General features: G+C 37.5%; 16 protein-coding genes and 1 other RNA gene. 13 read left to right on the forward strand and 4 right to left on the reverse strand.

The genetic code is table 11. The annotated features are described in order from the left end of the window. Positions 1–36 precede the first annotated feature (36 nt). From ACYQ1E_RS00190 to ACYQ1E_RS00205, 4 genes are all read right to left on the reverse strand, one after another. Positions 37–507: an ATP-binding protein gene (locus ACYQ1E_RS00190; RefSeq protein WP_459874645.1), complete on the reverse strand. Its 471-nt coding sequence runs from the start codon at positions 505–507 to the stop codon at positions 37–39. After that, a complete protein-coding gene (locus ACYQ1E_RS00195; protein ID WP_459874646.1) occupies positions 500–1,819 on the reverse strand; it encodes an ATP-dependent 6-phosphofructokinase in 1,320 nt (439 codons plus the stop codon). The genes ACYQ1E_RS00190 and ACYQ1E_RS00195 overlap by 8 nt, the downstream gene beginning before the upstream one ends. Before the next feature lie 273 nt (positions 1,820–2,092). Then, positions 2,093–2,992, reverse strand: coding sequence for a hypothetical protein (locus tag ACYQ1E_RS00200; protein ID WP_459874647.1), 900 nt, complete (start codon positions 2,990–2,992; stop codon positions 2,093–2,095). Positions 2,993–3,060: 68 nt separating this feature from the next. Further along, the gene (locus tag ACYQ1E_RS00205; RefSeq protein WP_459874648.1) at positions 3,061–4,929 is read right to left on the reverse strand and encodes a GNAT family N-acetyltransferase; all 1,869 of its coding nucleotides are present in this window, start codon (positions 4,927–4,929) and stop codon (positions 3,061–3,063) included. Between the two features lie 130 nt (positions 4,930–5,059). On the opposite strand from ACYQ1E_RS00205, the gene ACYQ1E_RS00210 reads away from it, so the two are divergent. From ACYQ1E_RS00210 to rny, 13 genes are all read left to right on the forward strand, one after another. Further along, a complete protein-coding gene (locus tag ACYQ1E_RS00210; RefSeq protein ID WP_459874649.1) occupies positions 5,060–5,953 on the forward strand; it encodes a radical SAM protein in 894 nt (297 codons plus the stop codon). A 250-nt stretch (positions 5,954–6,203) separates the two neighbouring features. Then, positions 6,204–6,620, forward strand: a complete 417-nt coding sequence (locus tag ACYQ1E_RS00215) for a F0F1 ATP synthase subunit B (protein WP_459874650.1) — start codon at positions 6,204–6,206, stop codon at positions 6,618–6,620. Positions 6,621–6,662: 42 nt separating this feature from the next. Beyond that, a complete protein-coding gene (gene atpF, locus ACYQ1E_RS00220; protein WP_459874651.1) occupies positions 6,663–7,241 on the forward strand; it encodes a F0F1 ATP synthase subunit B in 579 nt (192 codons plus the stop codon). Further along, positions 7,238–7,789 (forward strand): ATP synthase F1 subunit delta, encoded by a 552-nt coding sequence (atpH, locus tag ACYQ1E_RS00225; RefSeq protein ID WP_459874652.1) that lies wholly within the window; start codon positions 7,238–7,240, stop codon positions 7,787–7,789. Before atpF ends, atpH begins: the two co-directional genes overlap by 4 nt. Positions 7,790–7,794: 5 nt before the next feature. Then, positions 7,795–9,303 carry a F0F1 ATP synthase subunit alpha gene (gene atpA, locus ACYQ1E_RS00230; RefSeq protein ID WP_459874653.1) on the forward strand — a complete coding sequence of 503 codons (1,509 nt, stop codon included), beginning with the start codon at positions 7,795–7,797 and terminating at the stop codon, positions 9,301–9,303. 28 nt (positions 9,304–9,331) lie between these two features. Beyond that, entirely contained in the window at positions 9,332–10,213 is an 882-nt protein-coding gene (locus tag ACYQ1E_RS00235) for a F0F1 ATP synthase subunit gamma (protein WP_459874654.1), read from the forward strand. 14 nt (positions 10,214–10,227) lie between these two features. Further along, positions 10,228–11,631 (forward strand): F0F1 ATP synthase subunit beta, encoded by a 1,404-nt coding sequence (gene atpD, locus ACYQ1E_RS00240; RefSeq protein WP_459874655.1) that lies wholly within the window; start codon positions 10,228–10,230, stop codon positions 11,629–11,631. Positions 11,632–11,649: 18 nt separating this feature from the next. Next, entirely contained in the window at positions 11,650–12,060 is a 411-nt protein-coding gene (locus tag ACYQ1E_RS00245; protein WP_459874656.1) for a F0F1 ATP synthase subunit epsilon, read from the forward strand. A gap of 154 nt (positions 12,061–12,214) precedes the next feature. Then, positions 12,215–13,600: a bifunctional UDP-N-acetylglucosamine diphosphorylase/glucosamine-1-phosphate N-acetyltransferase GlmU gene (gene glmU, locus ACYQ1E_RS00250; RefSeq protein WP_459874657.1), complete on the forward strand. Its 1,386-nt coding sequence runs from the start codon at positions 12,215–12,217 to the stop codon at positions 13,598–13,600. Between the two features lies 1 nt (position 13,601). Next, positions 13,602–13,781 carry a hypothetical protein gene (locus tag ACYQ1E_RS00255; RefSeq protein WP_459874658.1) on the forward strand — a complete coding sequence of 60 codons (180 nt, stop codon included), beginning with the start codon at positions 13,602–13,604 and terminating at the stop codon, positions 13,779–13,781. Positions 13,782–13,785: 4 nt separating this feature from the next. Further along, on the forward strand, positions 13,786–14,052 hold the full coding sequence (locus tag ACYQ1E_RS00260) for a cell division protein ZapA (RefSeq protein WP_459874659.1): 267 nt from the start codon (positions 13,786–13,788) through the stop codon (positions 14,050–14,052). A gap of 8 nt (positions 14,053–14,060) precedes the next feature. Next, positions 14,061–14,256: non-coding RNA, 6S RNA (gene ssrS, locus ACYQ1E_RS00265), on the forward strand. Positions 14,257–14,380: 124 nt separating this feature from the next. Then, positions 14,381–15,937 carry a ribonuclease Y gene (gene rny / locus ACYQ1E_RS00270; protein ID WP_459874660.1) on the forward strand — a complete coding sequence of 519 codons (1,557 nt, stop codon included), beginning with the start codon at positions 14,381–14,383 and terminating at the stop codon, positions 15,935–15,937. The last annotated feature ends 214 nt before the right edge of the window (positions 15,938–16,151 follow it).

Raw genomic sequence — 16,151 nt, forward strand, 5'->3', positions numbered from 1 at the left:
AACTTATACATAGACTTCTAAAAATAACGGGAATTCTTAAACCTTTTTTTTAAGGGGTATTTCAAGGTGAAGGACATTTCCATTTTCCTCTTTGGAAAAAAAGTAAGAAAACCTTTGAGCTATTTTTTTTATCAAAAAAACTCCCATGCCACCTTCGCCAGGGGAAGCAGGGTCTGGTTCAGGTAAGTTATTGGGATCAAATCCTTTACCATTGTCTATTACATCTAAAATAACTTTTTGAGGATCCATCCATATTTTTACTTTTAATTTTCCTATAATTCCTTCTGGATATGCGTGCTTAATAACATTGGCTGCTGATTCATAGATTATCAGTTCAAGGGAATAGAGTACTTCTTCAGAACATTTTTCAAAATAAGGGTGTTTTGTGAAAATTGCCTTTGCAAAATGACCAATTGCTGGAAGAAAGTAAACTTGAGCCGGGACCTCTAGTAATATGTCTGGTTCTCTATTATTTAAATTCATCTTTTCTGTCTTAAAATTATCCAAATTGAGGAGGTTGTCCTGTGGAAGCAAGTACTGCCTTCCAATACGGAGAATTTACGTTTAATTTTCTTCTCTTTTTGGTCACCAATGAGAGTGGTAGGTATACAAATTTTTCCATTAACTTAGTTACAACCATATTTGTCTTGCCTGCCATGGCCGCATGCACTGCATGCTGTCCTAAAAATGCGCAGTATACTCCATCATTTGCATTTGCAGGTACTGACCTGATTATATAACTGGGATCAATAAATTTCAAAGTAATAGGTATCTTTTGCTCTTCAAAATATTTTTTTATCCTTTCTCTGAGCAGTCCACATATATCGCCTAGAATTGGATTTCCTGAAGCATCAACTGGAATTTTCTCGTTGTTTTTCTTCATCTCCCTCCGCCATAGGTCTTGTCCAGCACCTTCTGCAACAACGATTACTGCATGACCTCTTTCCTGAATCCTCTTTTTCAAGTATGCCAGAAGACCATTTTCTCCCTCAAGTTCAAAGGGTTGTTCTGGAATCAAGACCACATTTACGTCTTTTTGAGCTAAGGTGGCTTCACTTGCAATAAACCCAGATTCTCTGCCCATAAGTTTTACCATGCCGATTCCATTAGGTGCACCAGTAGCCTCTGTATGGGCACATCTAATGGCCTCAATGGCCTTTGTTACGGCTGTATCAAAGCCAAATGAGCGTGGAACAAAGTAGATATCATTGTCAATGGTCTTAGGAATGCCCACAACTGATATCTTCATCTTACGTTTTTTTATCTCCCGCCAAACAGCAGAAGCGGCCTTCATTGTCCCATCGCCCCCTATCATGAAGAGGATATTTATGTTCATCCTCTCTAGTGAATCTACTATCTCTTCTGGGGGTTGGTGACCTCTGGAGGAACCTAAAATAGTTCCTCCAAATTCGTGGATTTGAGATACATTTTCAGGAGTTAGCTCCCATACGCTGTGTCCATATTGGGGTAAAAAGCCCTGGAGTCCATATCTAATACCAAGTGTAGCGGCAACATTGTATTGATGATGGGCCTCCATTACAATGGATCTAATAACGTCATTTATTCCAGGACAAAGCCCCCCACAAGTCACTATGGCACATTTTGTCTTTGATGGATCAAAATATATTTTTTCCTTGGGACCAGCCTCTTCAAAAATAAAATATCTTTGATTTGGATCTTCTGTATCAATTACTTCTTCTGACACATATAAATTCACCTCTCCAATCTCAGATAAGAATGGCCTTAACTGTTCTGGCACTGGAATTTTTGGCTCTCCCAGGATATCTACCTTTATTCTTTTGGGTTTTATCATTGGCATTGAATCCTCCTTTTTTCTTTGTTTTGCTGACAAAAGAAAAATAAAAGAAAATTTATTTTTTGACAAGATTATTTATTTGATTAAAAGATATTAGGGAATAAAAAAGTTGGTTGAATTCAGAAAAATTAAAAGGTTATTTCATCCTGACAAAGGAGAGACTTGTATTTGGTCACAATAACTTATAATAAGTTATCCTTACTTTATAGGAGAGTGTTTCAATGTATCTTCCAATAAAGTACCATTGAAACTAGAGTTTAAATATCTCGTACCATGTTAATTAACAAATTTAGTTACCGGTGATAGATATATTTTTTCTTGTGTTAATAGTCCAAATGCAAGTAAAAATTTTTCTTCTTTATTTTTAGACCAGATATTAAAGAAATTAAATATATAATTTAAATATTGTTGATTAACACTACCTTTTTCACTATCATCCATATCTTCTATATTTTTTATTTCATTATCAGAAAGTACATCTTTTAGTTGGTCAATTCCATCAACTTTTTTTACCGAATTTTCGTATTTTTCTATTTCCTTACCGTCAATAATTACTTGTTCAGAGGCTGGTACTATATCTATTTCAAAGTGAAGATTAGATTTAAATATTGTTTCATCCTTACTTGTTATGTTTAATACACTTATATTTGATTTGTTTTTAGATTTCATAGCAAAGTTGCTCTTTTGTATAAATTCTTGAGATAAATCTAATTCAATATTTACATCTAATTCCTTACCTTCAGCAGTTTTAACAGTCATTTCTAAATCCATTTTTATCTTCTCAGCATCTTTGAATATCTTATTATAATCAGTATTCAATTTGTTTTTAAGGGGAGAAAATTTACCGGTATATGCCAAATTTTCCTTTAATGAGGTATAACTTTTGTGCAAAAAATAAAATTTGTCGATATCTATAATCTCAACATCTTTACCAGTAAAATTTTCAATTAATGATTCTATTATGTTTAATTGGTCAGAAGACAAATTTTTCAAATTTTGTTGGGATATGTTTGATTTTGAAATATTTACAGGATTAAATTTTTCAGTTAAAAATGGGTTACCGATTTCTTGAGATTTTTTGTTGATTGGCCTGTCAATCTTATCAATTTGAAGGGGCCTGTGATTTAATTTGTCATAAGTGTTTAATAAGGATATTGAGAAGGTATTTATTTTCATGATTTTTCCCCTCCTTCTTTTTTCTTTGCTAATCGGCAAAGGAGGGAAAAAGTTTAGAAAAAAAATTTTTATTCCCCAGGAAAATCCATAAAAATTTCCACCTCTCCTCTGTACCCCCGTTTTAATCTGGCATTTGGGTATTTTTTTTTAAATACATGAATCATCTTGGTATTATCTATTAAAACTGTAGCATAAAATCCTTTATATCCATTTTCTCTGGCGATTTTTTCCAGAATTTTTAACAAAAATGAGCTAATGCCCATGTTTTGAAGGTCATCTCTAACCACAAAGGCTACTTCTGCATAGTTTTCATCAATGTCTGAACGCACGTATGAACCAATTGCCACAATGGTCTTTCTTCTTCCTTTTTGTAGAATGCCAACCATAGTCATATTTTTTCGATAATCCACCCTTGCCCATTCGTTTTGCAGCATTTGTCTGGTAAATACCTTTTTAGGCTGGAAAAATCTGTAATAAACTGTAGTTTCTTTTAAAGAGTAAAAGAAATTTCTAGATGCAAATTCATCTGATGGAAGGAGTGGTCTAAATTCAATGTTTCTTCCATCGGGGAGTGTATAATTGTATTTATATTTTTCAATGAAGATAAGGTCCTCTTTTTTGGGAGGGAGTTGGTCAGGAAAGATATAGTGTTTTTTCTTGGCTTCATTTATTAATTCTTCTCTAAATTTTGGATGGGCAATCTGAGCAAGTTCCATAACCCTTTGATATATAGATTTTCCATAAAGTTCAGCTATCCCATATTCAGTTACTACAATGTCAACGTCTGCCCTGGTTGTTGCAACACCAGCACCCTCACTTAAGTGTGGCACAATTCTGGAGACTTTTCCACCCTGGGCCGTTGAAGGGAGAGCTATTATTGAAAATCCATTTTTTGACATTTTAGATCCCCTGATAAAATCCACCTGGTCACCAATGCCACTATAAAACAAATATCCCTTTGAATCTGTACAGATTTGGCCAGTTAGATCTACTTCTAGTGCTGAACTAAGGGAAATAAAGTGATCATTTTTTGCTATTATGTTAGGATCGTTTACAAAGTCAGATGATTTAAAATAAAACATAGGGTTGTTGTTTACAAAATTATATAATTTTTCTGACCCCATACATAGAGAGGCAACCGCCCTGTCCGGGAGGTAGGACTTTTTTCTATTGGTGATTACTTTGTTTTCAAAGAGTGGTAAAAAGCCATCAGTTATGACCTGAGTATGTATTCCCAGATCCTTTTTATTCATAAGATAAGGCAAAATTGCATCAGGTAAGTGGCCAAATCCTACTTGGAGAGTTGCTCCATCCTCTATTAGCTGATTTACATAGAAGGCTATTCGATCTATTATTTCTTTGTTCTTTTTTCTGGGAATAGCTTCTACCAGGGGCTCTTCATATAGCACAAAATAATCAATATCATCCACATGGACGAGACTATCTCCCCATGTCCTTGGCATATTAGGGTTTATTTGAGCAATCACTAAATCTGCATTCTTCAAACCCGAATAGGTTATATCAACAGAGATTCCTAAACTGCAATAACCAAATTGATCTGGGGGAGACACCTGAACTAAAGCCACATCTAATCCTATGGTTTTGGAATCAAATAAATGGGGAATTTCAGATAAGTAAGCAGGAATATAGTCTATTTTTCCTTCAAAGGCAGCCTGGCGCATATCTAGACTAATAAAAAATAGTTTAAGGGAAAACCGCCTTAAAAAATTTTTATCATTTACATACCTTGCAAAGGTAGAGGAAAGCATTTGATATACTATGATATCCTGCAAATCTTCTGCTTCCACCATCTTTCTTATAAGGTGTTGGGGTTCACCACATCCTGTGCCAACAAATACCCTGCTCCCATTCTTTATCTTATTTATTGCTTGGTCAGCGCTTACAAGTTTTTTTGAACAAATTTCAGGAATATCCATAATTTTTTATTTCTCCAAGTTATTGATTTTTGTTTTGAGTAAATGTACCAAAGACCTAACAAGTTAATCAATAGAAATATATCTTTTATTTTAATAGGTCAAGAAACTGAACTCTAGGAGGAGAATGCTTATGAACATAAATGTGAGTGAAGGCATGCACTATGAAGGATTTTGTATAAGACCGCCCAGTGAGGCCTTTAGTATATTGCTTCAGGTAACCGTGGGATGTTCCCACAACAAATGTACTTTTTGCGGTACCTACAAACAAAAAAGATTCAGGATAAAGGAATGGGATATTGTGTATAGTGATATATTGTTTGCTTCCAAGTATATGAGGAATCAAAACAGGCTCTTTTTAATGGATGGGGATGCCCTTATAATACCGCAGAGAAAATTGGTTCCTCTGATTGATACCATAAATAAACACCTTCCCTGGCTTGAAAGGATTGGATCATACGCTAATGCCAAGAGTCTAAGAAAAAAGACCTTGGATAATTTAATTGAACTAAAGCAAAAAAAATTGGGAATACTCTATTTAGGTGTAGAAAGTGGAGATGATGAAGTTTTGCGAGAAATTAATAAAGGTGCCACAGCTTCTGAATATGTTGAGTTGGCCAAAAAGGTAAAACAGGCAGGGATAAAACTTTCTGTAACAGTCCTTTTGGGGATAGCTGGTAGAATGAGGTCCCTTGAACATGCAAGGGCAACAGGAGAGTTACTTACAAAGATGGACCCTGACTATGTGGGTGCCCTTACCCTTATGCTAATTCCAGGAACACCTTTATATGAGAAGTATGAAAATGGAGAATTTGAACTTCCTGATAAATATGGAATGTTGTTGGAATTAAGGGAAATGATAAGGTTTACTGACTTGTCCAATGGCCTTTTTACTTCAAATCATGCATCAAATTATTTGCCACTTAAGATTAAATACCCTGAAGGTAAAGAGAGTGCATTGAAATTAATAGACAAGGCATTACGTGGCGAAATTGGTTTAAAACCTGAATGGATGCGCGCACTTTGACAAAGATTGGTCACTTGTTGATTAAGTTTGGCGGTGGATTGTTCGCTGAGATTTAAGCATGACAGGCAATATTTCTTTCCTAATTAAGCCCATTATTTAGTTGTGATTAAGAGAACAAAGTGAATGTTTTTAAGCCTTGTCTAAAAAAAGCTTTGACAGAAAGTTTGAAATGGGATAAACAGTCTCAAATTTGTAACAATTTTCACAAAGTCATCTTAACACACAAAAAACAGGGTTGGAGGGCAAGTCTATGATAGAGTTAAACATTACCTTTTTCATTCAACTTGTAAATTTTTTGATTTTGTTGGCTGTTTTGAATCTTATTTTGTATCGCCCAATTAGGGGGATAATAAAACAGAGGCAGGAGAGGCTTTCTGGATATTTGTCTGACATCGAACAATTCAATGAACAGGCAGAGGAAAAATTAAAAAATTATGAAGAGCAACTAAATCAAACCAGGGTTGAAGCCTCTAAACTCAAAAATGATTTTAAGGCTCAAGGTGTAAAAGAAGAACAGGTAGTGTTGTCTAAGGCCAAACAAGAGGCCCAGACAAAGTTGCAGAGGGCGAGAAAAGACCTTGAAAAGCAGGTAAGCTCAGTAAAAAATGAGCTTTTGGCCAAAGTGGATGAGTATGCAAATATGGTGGCAGAAAGGGTTATGGCTTAATAACTTTGAATAATAGAAAAAAGAGGCTTAAGGAGGGTTGTTTTGAAAAAAATAATAAAAGGGACATCATTATTTTTGGTGCTCCTATTGTGGGGGAGCATAGTTTGTGCCTCAGGGCATGGTTCAGAAGAGGCCTCGTCAGCTGCTGCATGGAAGGATTTTTTTTGGCGTTGTGTAAACTTTGCTCTTTTTCTTGGTATTATTTATAAACTGGCTGGCGATAAAATAAAGGATTTTTTTGGTGGAAGGACCAAAGAAATTGAAAGTAATTTTCAATCTCTAGAAAAGAGACGGAGTGAAGCTGAAGAAAAGTTAAAACAGGTTGAAGCTCGCATTGCAAATCTGGAGCAAGAGAGACAGGAAATTTTGTCTGAGGCAAAACGTCAGGGAGAAGCGATAAAAAATGCAATAATTGAAAAAGCTTATAAGGAAGCTGAGGAAATCAAAAAGCAGGCAGAGATTAAAGCTCAGCAGGAATTTGAACAAGCAATTGAGATGCTCAGGGCTGAAATGGCAGACAAAATCATTGAGTCTGCTGAGAAGATAATTATAAATAGGCTAGGGGTCAAAGAACAAGAACAATTAATTGATAAATATCTAACAAAGGTGGTGCTCCATTGAAACAGGAAATTATAGCAAAAAGGTACTCCAGGGCATTATTTGCAATAGGCCAGGAGAAAGGTGCAAAGGCCTTAAAACAATATGGAAAAGAACTTGGGGTCTTTTGCGATCTTGTGGAGGAAGAGCCTATTTTGCTCAGGATTTTTAAAAATCCTGTTATTAGGGTTGAAGACAAAAAACTCCTTATTGAAAAGATCCTGGACAAAATAGGCGCATCAAAGGTTATGAAAAACTTCTTATTGCTCCTGGCTGAAAAAAAACGTCTTCCTTATATTTTGGATATCAGAAACTATTACCAAAAATTACTTGATCAATTTGAAGGGATTGTACGTGGCCATCTGATTACTGCAATAGAGTTGAAAAATAAAAAGAAAGAAAGCATCAGAAAGAGTTTAGAAGAAAAGATGGCCAAGAAGTTTGTATTAGATTTTCATGTAGACAAAAATATTTTAGGTGGTGTGGTATTAAAGGTTGGGGACAAGGTGTATGATGCCAGTTTAAGGGCCCAATTAAATATATTGAAAGAAAAAATAAAAAGGGGTGAGTAGTGGCCATGCAAATTAGATCAGAAGAAATTACCAAAATTATTCAAGATCAGATAAAAAGTTATGAGGAAAAGATGGAAATGGCAGAGACCGGCGTGGTCCTGTCAGTGGGTGACGGAATTGCCAGGGTATATGGACTTGAAAATTGTATGTCCATGGAACTTTTGGAATTTCCTGGCGAGATATATGGTGTTGCCCTCAATCTGGAAGAAGATAATGTGGGTGTTGCTCTTTTAGGTGAAGATACTCACATAAAGGAAGGTGATACTGTAAAGAGAACAGGAAGGGTTTTTTCTGTTCCTGTTGGTGATGCAGTAGTTGGAAGAGTTATAGATCCTGTTGGTAATCCATTAGATGGTCTTGGACCTGTTTCAATGAAGGAAACCAGGTTGGTTGAGATCAAGGCACCTGGAATTATTGTAAGAAGGCCTGTTCATGAGCCAATGTATACAGGACTTAAGGCAATCGACGCCATGACACCAATTGGTAGAGGGCAGCGTGAGCTCATCATTGGTGATAGGCAGGTTGGAAAAACTGCAATCTGTATTGATGCTATATTAGCGCAAAAGGAAAGTGATGTATATTGTTTTTATGTGGCCATTGGTCAAAAAAAGTCAACAGTAGCATTGGTTGCTGAAACACTTAGAAAATACGGAGCAATGGACTACACAACAATAATTTCAGCAACTGCATCTGAACCAGCAGCCCTGCAATATATCGCTCCTTATAGTGGATGTACAATGGCTGAATATTTCAGGGATAATGGAAAACATGCATTAATTATTTATGATGACTTGTCAAAGCAGGCAGTTGCATATAGACAGATGTCTCTGCTCTTAAGACGTCCTCCAGGTCGTGAGGCCTTTCCAGGTGATATTTTTTATTTACATTCCAGATTACTTGAGCGTGCTGCAAAATTGGATGATAAACATGGAGGAGGATCACTTACAGCTCTTCCAATAATTGAAACCCAGGCTGGAGACGTTTCAGCATACATTCCAACAAACGTTATTTCAATCACCGACGGTCAGGTATATCTTGAACCAGACCTGTTTAATGCTGGTTTTAGACCTGCAATTAACGTTGGTCTTTCAGTATCCAGGGTTGGTGGAGCTGCCCAGGTTAAGGCTATGAAAAAGGTTGCAGGTACTCTTCGTCTTGACCTTGCCCAGTATAGAGAACTTGCAGCATTTGCCCAGTTTGGATCTGATTTAGATAAGGCCACTATGCAGAGGTTGGAGCGTGGTAAGAGGATGATGGAGCTTCTAAAGCAACCTCAATACCAACCTTTGCCAGTTCAAGAGCAAGTGGTGGTTCTGTATGCAGGTACTAGAGGATATTTAGATGATGTACCTATTGAAGCAATTTCCAAATTTGAAAAGGAATTTCTTGAGTTTATGAGGAATTCAAAGGCAGATATATTAAACGCCATTAAGGAATCCAATGATTTAGACGAAGCAACTGAGGAAAAATTGAAAGCTGCGTTGGAGGAGTTTAAAAAGAGTTTTCAGGCCTAATATAACCTAAGGACAAAGGGGAAAATCCATGCCTTCATTGAAGGACGTTAAAAAGAAAATAGAATCTGTTCAGAAGACCCAGCAGATCACAAGGGCCATGAACATGGTTGCATCAGCAAAGCTGAGACGAGCCCAGGAGAGGATTGAAAAGTTCAGGCCCTATGCTGATAAATATTATGAGATGTTAAAGGACTTATCTAAGGGAGTGGATGTGACTGTTCATCCACTTTTAGAGCCCAGGGAGGAGATAAAGGCAACAGGCATAGTCTTAATTACTTCAGAGAGGGGACTATGTGGTGCCTTTAATGCAAATTTGATAACCAAGGCAGAAAAATTGATAAAAGAAAAATCATCAGAAGGAAAGGCCATTAAGTTACTGCCAGTGGCTAGAAAGGCTACACAAGCAGCAAGAAAAGTAGATGGCGCTGAAATATTAAATTCTTATGTTGGGGTGATGGACAATTTTGATTTCACCCTGGCCAATAAAATTGGGCTTGAGATTATCAAGGCCTATGAAGACCATGTAGTTGATGAGGTTTATCTCATTTATGGCCAATTTGTAAGTATATTAAGACAAGAGCCTGTGGCCTTAAAAATATTGCCTGTTACTCAACCAGAGGCAGAGGAAGAGGAAAGCCAGGGACCAAAGGCCCTTTATATGTATGAACCATCTGTTGAAGGTTTGCTTGCAGAGCTGTTGCCAAGGTTCATTAAGGTCCAGGTGTATAGAGGTCTTTTGGATACCTCTGCAAGTGAGCATGCAGCCAGGATGACAGCAATGGATACTGCATCTAAAAACTGTGATGAGATGATCCATAAGCTAACCCTGGCTTATAATAAGGCAAGGCAAGCAGCCATCACCGCCGAACTCTTAGACATTGTTGGCGGTGCAGAGGCATTAAAAGGATAAATAAGGGGGAAGTAATGAGTGAGAATATAGGAAAAATAGTTCAAGTTTTAGGAGCTGTTGTAGACGTTGAGTTTGAAGAGGGCAAATTGCCCAATATCTTGAATGCTATTAAGGTATTAGATCCAAGTAGACCTGAAGAGGAATCATTAATACTGGAAGTTGCTCAACAGCTCGGAGACAATGTAGTTAGATGTGTTGCCATGGACACAACAGATGGTTTGGTCCGTGGGATGAAGTGTCTGGACACAGGACAACCCATTGCCACACCTGTTGGAAAGCCTGCGTTGGGCAGGATCTTAAATGTTGTTGGTCGTCCTGTGGACGAAATGGGTCCAATTGAAGCTAAAGAATATTGGCCAATCCACAGACCAGCACCTACTTTTACAGAGCAGTCCACAAAGGTTGAACTTTTAGAAACAGGAATCAAGGTTGTTGATTTAATGATTCCCTTTCCAAAAGGTGGTAAAATGGGACTCTTTGGCGGTGCTGGTGTGGGTAAGACAGTTATCTTAATGGAAATGATCAACAACATTGCAAAACAGCATGGTGGTAAGTCAGTTTTCGCAGGTGTTGGAGAGAGGACAAGGGAAGGAAATGACTTGTACCTGGAAATGAAAGAGGCGGGTGTACTTCCTAATGCAGCGCTGGTTTATGGTCAGATGAACGAGCCTCCAGGAGCCAGGGCGAGAGTAGCTCTTACAGCACTTACTGTTGCCGAATATTTCAGGGATGTAGATGGTGAAGACGTACTTTTATTTATTGACAACATCTTTAGATTCACTCAGGCAAACATGGAGGTATCAGCACTCCTTGGTCGTATGCCTTCTGCAGTTGGTTATCAGCCAACTCTAGCAACAGACCTTGGTGAGCTAGAAGAAAGGATTACCTCTACAAATAAGGGATCAATTACTTCTGTTCAGGCAATCTATGTTCCTGCAGACGACTTAACTGACCCAGCACCAGCTACAACTTTTTCACACTTAGACGGAACACTAGTTCTCTCAAGACAAATAGCAGAGCTCGGTATTTATCCAGCAGTTGATCCTTTAGATTCCACTTCAAGAATTCTGGATCCAAATATTTTAGGAGAAGAACACTACAGGACAGCTCGTGATGTTCAGCAGATATTACAGAGATATAAAGATTTACAGGATATCATTGCAATCCTGGGTATGGAAGAGCTTTCAGATGAAGACAAATTAATTGTTGCAAGGGCAAGAAAAATTCAAAGGTTTTTGTCTCAGCCATTCCACGTTGCTGAACAATTCACTGGCAGGCCAGGAGTATATGTAAAGACAGAGGACACTATTAGAGGATTTAGAGAGATCATTGACGGTAAACACGATGATCTGCCTGAAAATGCATTCTATATGGTGGGAACAATAGAGGACGCAATAGAGAAGGCAAAATCAATGTAAAAAAAGTGGGTATAAGCCATGGCAAGTACAATAAAATTAGAAATAGTCACCCCAGATAGGGTAGTTTTAAGTGAAGAAGTAGAATATGTGGGTGTTCCAGGAGTAATGGGACAATTTGGTGTGCTTAAAAACCACATACCATATTTATCTGCCCTCTCTATTGGTTCTTTGTATTATAAAAAAGGTGCGGAAACAAAATACGTATTTGTGTCTGGTGGGTTTGCAGAGGTGGACGGTGAGTCAATCACTATTCTGGCAGAATCGGCAGAAAAGGCTGAAGAGATAGATGTTGAGAGGGCAAAAAAGGCCAAGGAAAGGGCAGAGAGAAGGCTTAAGGAACAAAGCGAAGAAATAGATTATGCAAGGGCAAGGGCAGCCCTTATGAGGGCAATTGAGCGTATCAAGACAAAAGAAAGGGTGGGTATGTGAATATTTAAATTGAATTATATGATTAAAGGGACTCCTCCTAAAAAAGAGGGGTCCTTTTTTTTTTCTAATCAATAAAGGGGGGCCAATTTCGGCTTGCCTAATTTTCTGTATAGGTCTATACTATATAATAATTATTTTTCTGAGAGGTTTTAATATGAGAACTATGAGAAAGGGAATTTGTGCCTTAGTGCTTGCAGCGGGAAAAGGCACAAGAATGAAATCTGAACTTCCTAAAGTGTTGCATTCACTTTTAGGTGAACCAATGTTGTGGTATGTGGATCAGTCTTTAAAGAAATATTTTGATCGTCAAGACATTTTTTATGTTCTGGGTTATAAATCTCACATGATAGAACAGGCTCTGAATTTTGTAAGACAAAATAAAATTTATCAAAAAGAACAGCTTGGCACTGGCCACGCCCTTCAGTGCGCCTATGACCAACTGGTAAAAAAGGGTTATGAATGGGTATTGGTTGTTAATGGTGATGTCCCTCTTTTGGACATGGATAAAATATGGCCTATGATGGATAGGGCTCTTCAGCAGAAAATACACCTGTCTTTTTTGACCATAAATCTGGACGATCCAACTGGATATGGGAGGGTGTTAAGGAATAAAAGTGGTGAAGTTGTTGGAATTATAGAACAAAAGGATATTCAAAGTTCAGAGATTGAAAAAATCACCGAGGTCAATTGCGGGATATATTTTATTAACTTAAAGGAGATAAAGGACAAATTATTTAAGCTAAATTGTAATAACAAGCAAGGAGAATATTACCTAACTGATCTTGTTGAATTTTTTGTTAAAGACAAAAGATTTGTTTTTGCGTATAATTTAGGTAAACAAAAAGAGTTTTTAGGTGTAAATTCATGTAAGGAGCTTGCTCTGTGTGATGAGATTTTACAAAGAAAAATAGTAGAAGAATTGTTAGGTAAGGGTGTTTTGATTTATAGACCTGACTTAGTCAGAATTGGACCAAGGGTTCAAGTGGATTCAGGAATTCAGATAACCGGACCAACAGAGATATATGGCAAGTCTTTTGTTTCAAAGGGTACAATAATAAATTCCCATGTCTGGATTAGAGATAGTGTTATAGCTGAAGATTGTAAAATTTTAAATTTTTCGCATATTGAAGGGGCTCAAATTGGAATAGGATGCACTATTGGTCCTTTTGCCAGGTTAAGACCAGGGACCAAACTGGTTTCTGATATTAAGGTGGGGAATTTTGTTGAAATTAAGAAGTCAGTTTTACAAAAAGGGGTGAAGGCTTCTCATTTGACTTATCTTGGAGACAGTTTTATAGGGGAGGGAACGAATATAGGCGCAGGGACTATCACCTGTAATTATGATGGGAAAAATAAACATCAAACATATATTGGTAAGGATGTATTTGTGGGGAGTAATACATCTTTAGTGGCCCCTCTTAATATAGGAGACAGGACCATTATAGGAGCTGGTTCTACTATAACAAAAGATGTACCTGACGGTTGTCTTGCCGTTGCCAGAGAGAGGCAAAAGAATATAACCAGGAAGATGAAAAAGTAAAATGGAAGTTCTAGATTTACTGGAAAAAAAGATAGATTCTCTTTTAAAAAGGGTGAAAGAATTGGAAGAGGAGAATAAAAGATTGAACGAGGAACTCCTTAGAGAGAAGGAGATAAAAGAGCAGGTATCAAAAAAAATAGATAATTTATTGCAAAAGATGGAAGATATAGATATAGCATAAATTAATGCCAACTTATCGATTATCAATTTTGGGACAAGAGGTCTCATTTAGGGCAAATGTGGATGAGACCCGCATCCTGGAAGCAAAAAAGGTAATTTTAGATAGATTTAATAAATTAAACACCTTTGGTTCCAGGCTCAGTAATGAAAAGTTGTTAATTTTAGTGGCTTTGGGCCTGGCCGATGACTATTTGCAGACCAAACAGAAGTTGCAAAAGACAGAAGAGAAATTAAAGCAACTTCTGGAAAAGATAGAAAACACAAAGAAGTAATTAAATTTATCTCCCTGGGGGATAGCGTGATTGGAGGTACCATTTTTGAGCCAACAGCAAAATAACGGGAGCCGCTTCTTGTAGCCTGTTGTGCATGCCCAACACCTTTTTAAGGGCCAGTGGGAAGCCTGATGGCTACTAGTGGCGCCCACCTGGCTATGCCAGGTTCAAAATGGCCTCCCACACGTATCCCTCGGGGGTCTTGTGGGTGACTTTTCCATTTTGCTTCCATATATCGGTCTTGTCTTCAATTTGCCCAATCATATTTTTCACAATTTTTAATCAGACCTAATTTATTTGGTCTGAAAAAATATAAAGGAGATATATTATGGATTATGTTTTATTGATTAGTGTTATTGTCTTTTTAATTGGTTTAGGTGTTGGTTTTGTGATAAAGAAATACAATGTGGAAAAAGAGCTCGAAGAGGCCAAAAAAGAGGCTGAAAAAATCATTAAGAATGCAGAAAAAGAAGCTAAAGCCAAACACAAGGAATATTTGATTCAAGCTAAGGATGAAATTTTTCAACAAAAAAGAGAGCTAGAAAAAGAGGTCAGGGAAAGGGAAAAAAATCTTAAAAAACAGGAAATCAGATTACATGAAAAAGAAGAGCGATTAGAAGCCAAACAGGAAAAACTGGCCAAAAAAGAGGCCGAGCTGGTAGAAATTGAAAAAAATCTGTCCAAGTTAGAACAGGATATATTAAAACGAAAGGAGGAAATAGATTCCATTGTACAAAAACAACAAAGGAAATTGGAAGAAATTTCAGGACTTACCAAGGAGGAAGCAAGGGAAAAGCTTTTGGAAGAAATCAAATCTAGTACAAAACATGAAGCAGCTAGGATGATAAGGCAAATAGAGGCTGAAGCAAAAGAAATTGCAGATAAGAAAGCTCAGGAAATCTTAGCAACAGCTATACAAAAATACGCTGGTGAATATGTTATCGATAATACAGTTACAGTTGTAGAACTCCCAAATGAAGAGATGAAAGGTAGAATAATAGGGAGAGAGGGCAGAAATATTAGGGCCTTTGAAGCTGCTACAGGGGTTGATTTAATTATAGATGACACTCCAGAGACCGTTGTTTTATCTGCCTTTAATCCTCTTAGGCGGGAAAAGGCAAAGATAGTACTTGAGAGGCTTATTACAGACGGCCGTATCCATCCTGCGAGAATAGAAGATATTGTGCAAAAAGTGGACAGGGAAATGGAGGTAAGACTAAGGGAGATTGGTGAACAAGCAACATTTGATGTGGGTGTTCATGGGATACATCCAGAACTTATTCGTCTTTTGGGACACCTCTATTATAGGACCAGTTTTACCCAGAATGTACTTAGTCACTCATTAGAAGTTGCGTTCTTGTGTGGGATCATGGCTGCTGAGCTAAAATTAGATGTTAAAATGGCAAAAAGGGCTGGGCTCTTGCATGATATAGGCAAGGCCGTTGACCATGAAATAGAAGGGCCTCACGCTCTTATAGGAGCTGAATTAGCAAAAAAATACGGGGAATCCGACGAAGTTGTCCATGCAATCGCAGCTCACCATGAAGATATACAACCAGAAACTGTGCTTGCTGTGTTGGTGCAGGCAGCAGATAGTCTCTCAGGAGCAAGGCCTGGAGCAAGAAAAGAACTACTGGAACATTATGTGAAGAGATTGGAAGAGCTTGAAAATGTTGCCCTTTCCTTTGAAGGGGTTATAAAGGCATACGCTATACAGGCTGGAAGGGAGCTCAGGGTTATGGTGGATTGCGAAACAGTTGACGAAAACGAGACCTATTTGCTTTGCAAAGAGATTGCAAAGAAAATTGAGGAGCAGCTCACATATCCAGGACAGATAAAAGTTACCTGTATCAGAGAAAAGCGCGCAGTGGAGTATGCAAGATAATAATTTGTGCAAATGCTTAGCGATAATGTATATTACGTGTCCATCTTTAGACTAAATGTCCCCTCAGGGCCGCGGGAGTTGCGATGTATTTGATCGGATAAAGTAAGTTGCATTGATCGGCTGAGGCGGCTGCTTTGCCCTATTAAATATACAATCATTCTTCTTGCTGGAATTAGTTCCTTATTCACCTTGCATTTATCACAAGTCACTGCCC

This window comes from Desulfothermus naphthae, assembly GCF_054657475.1.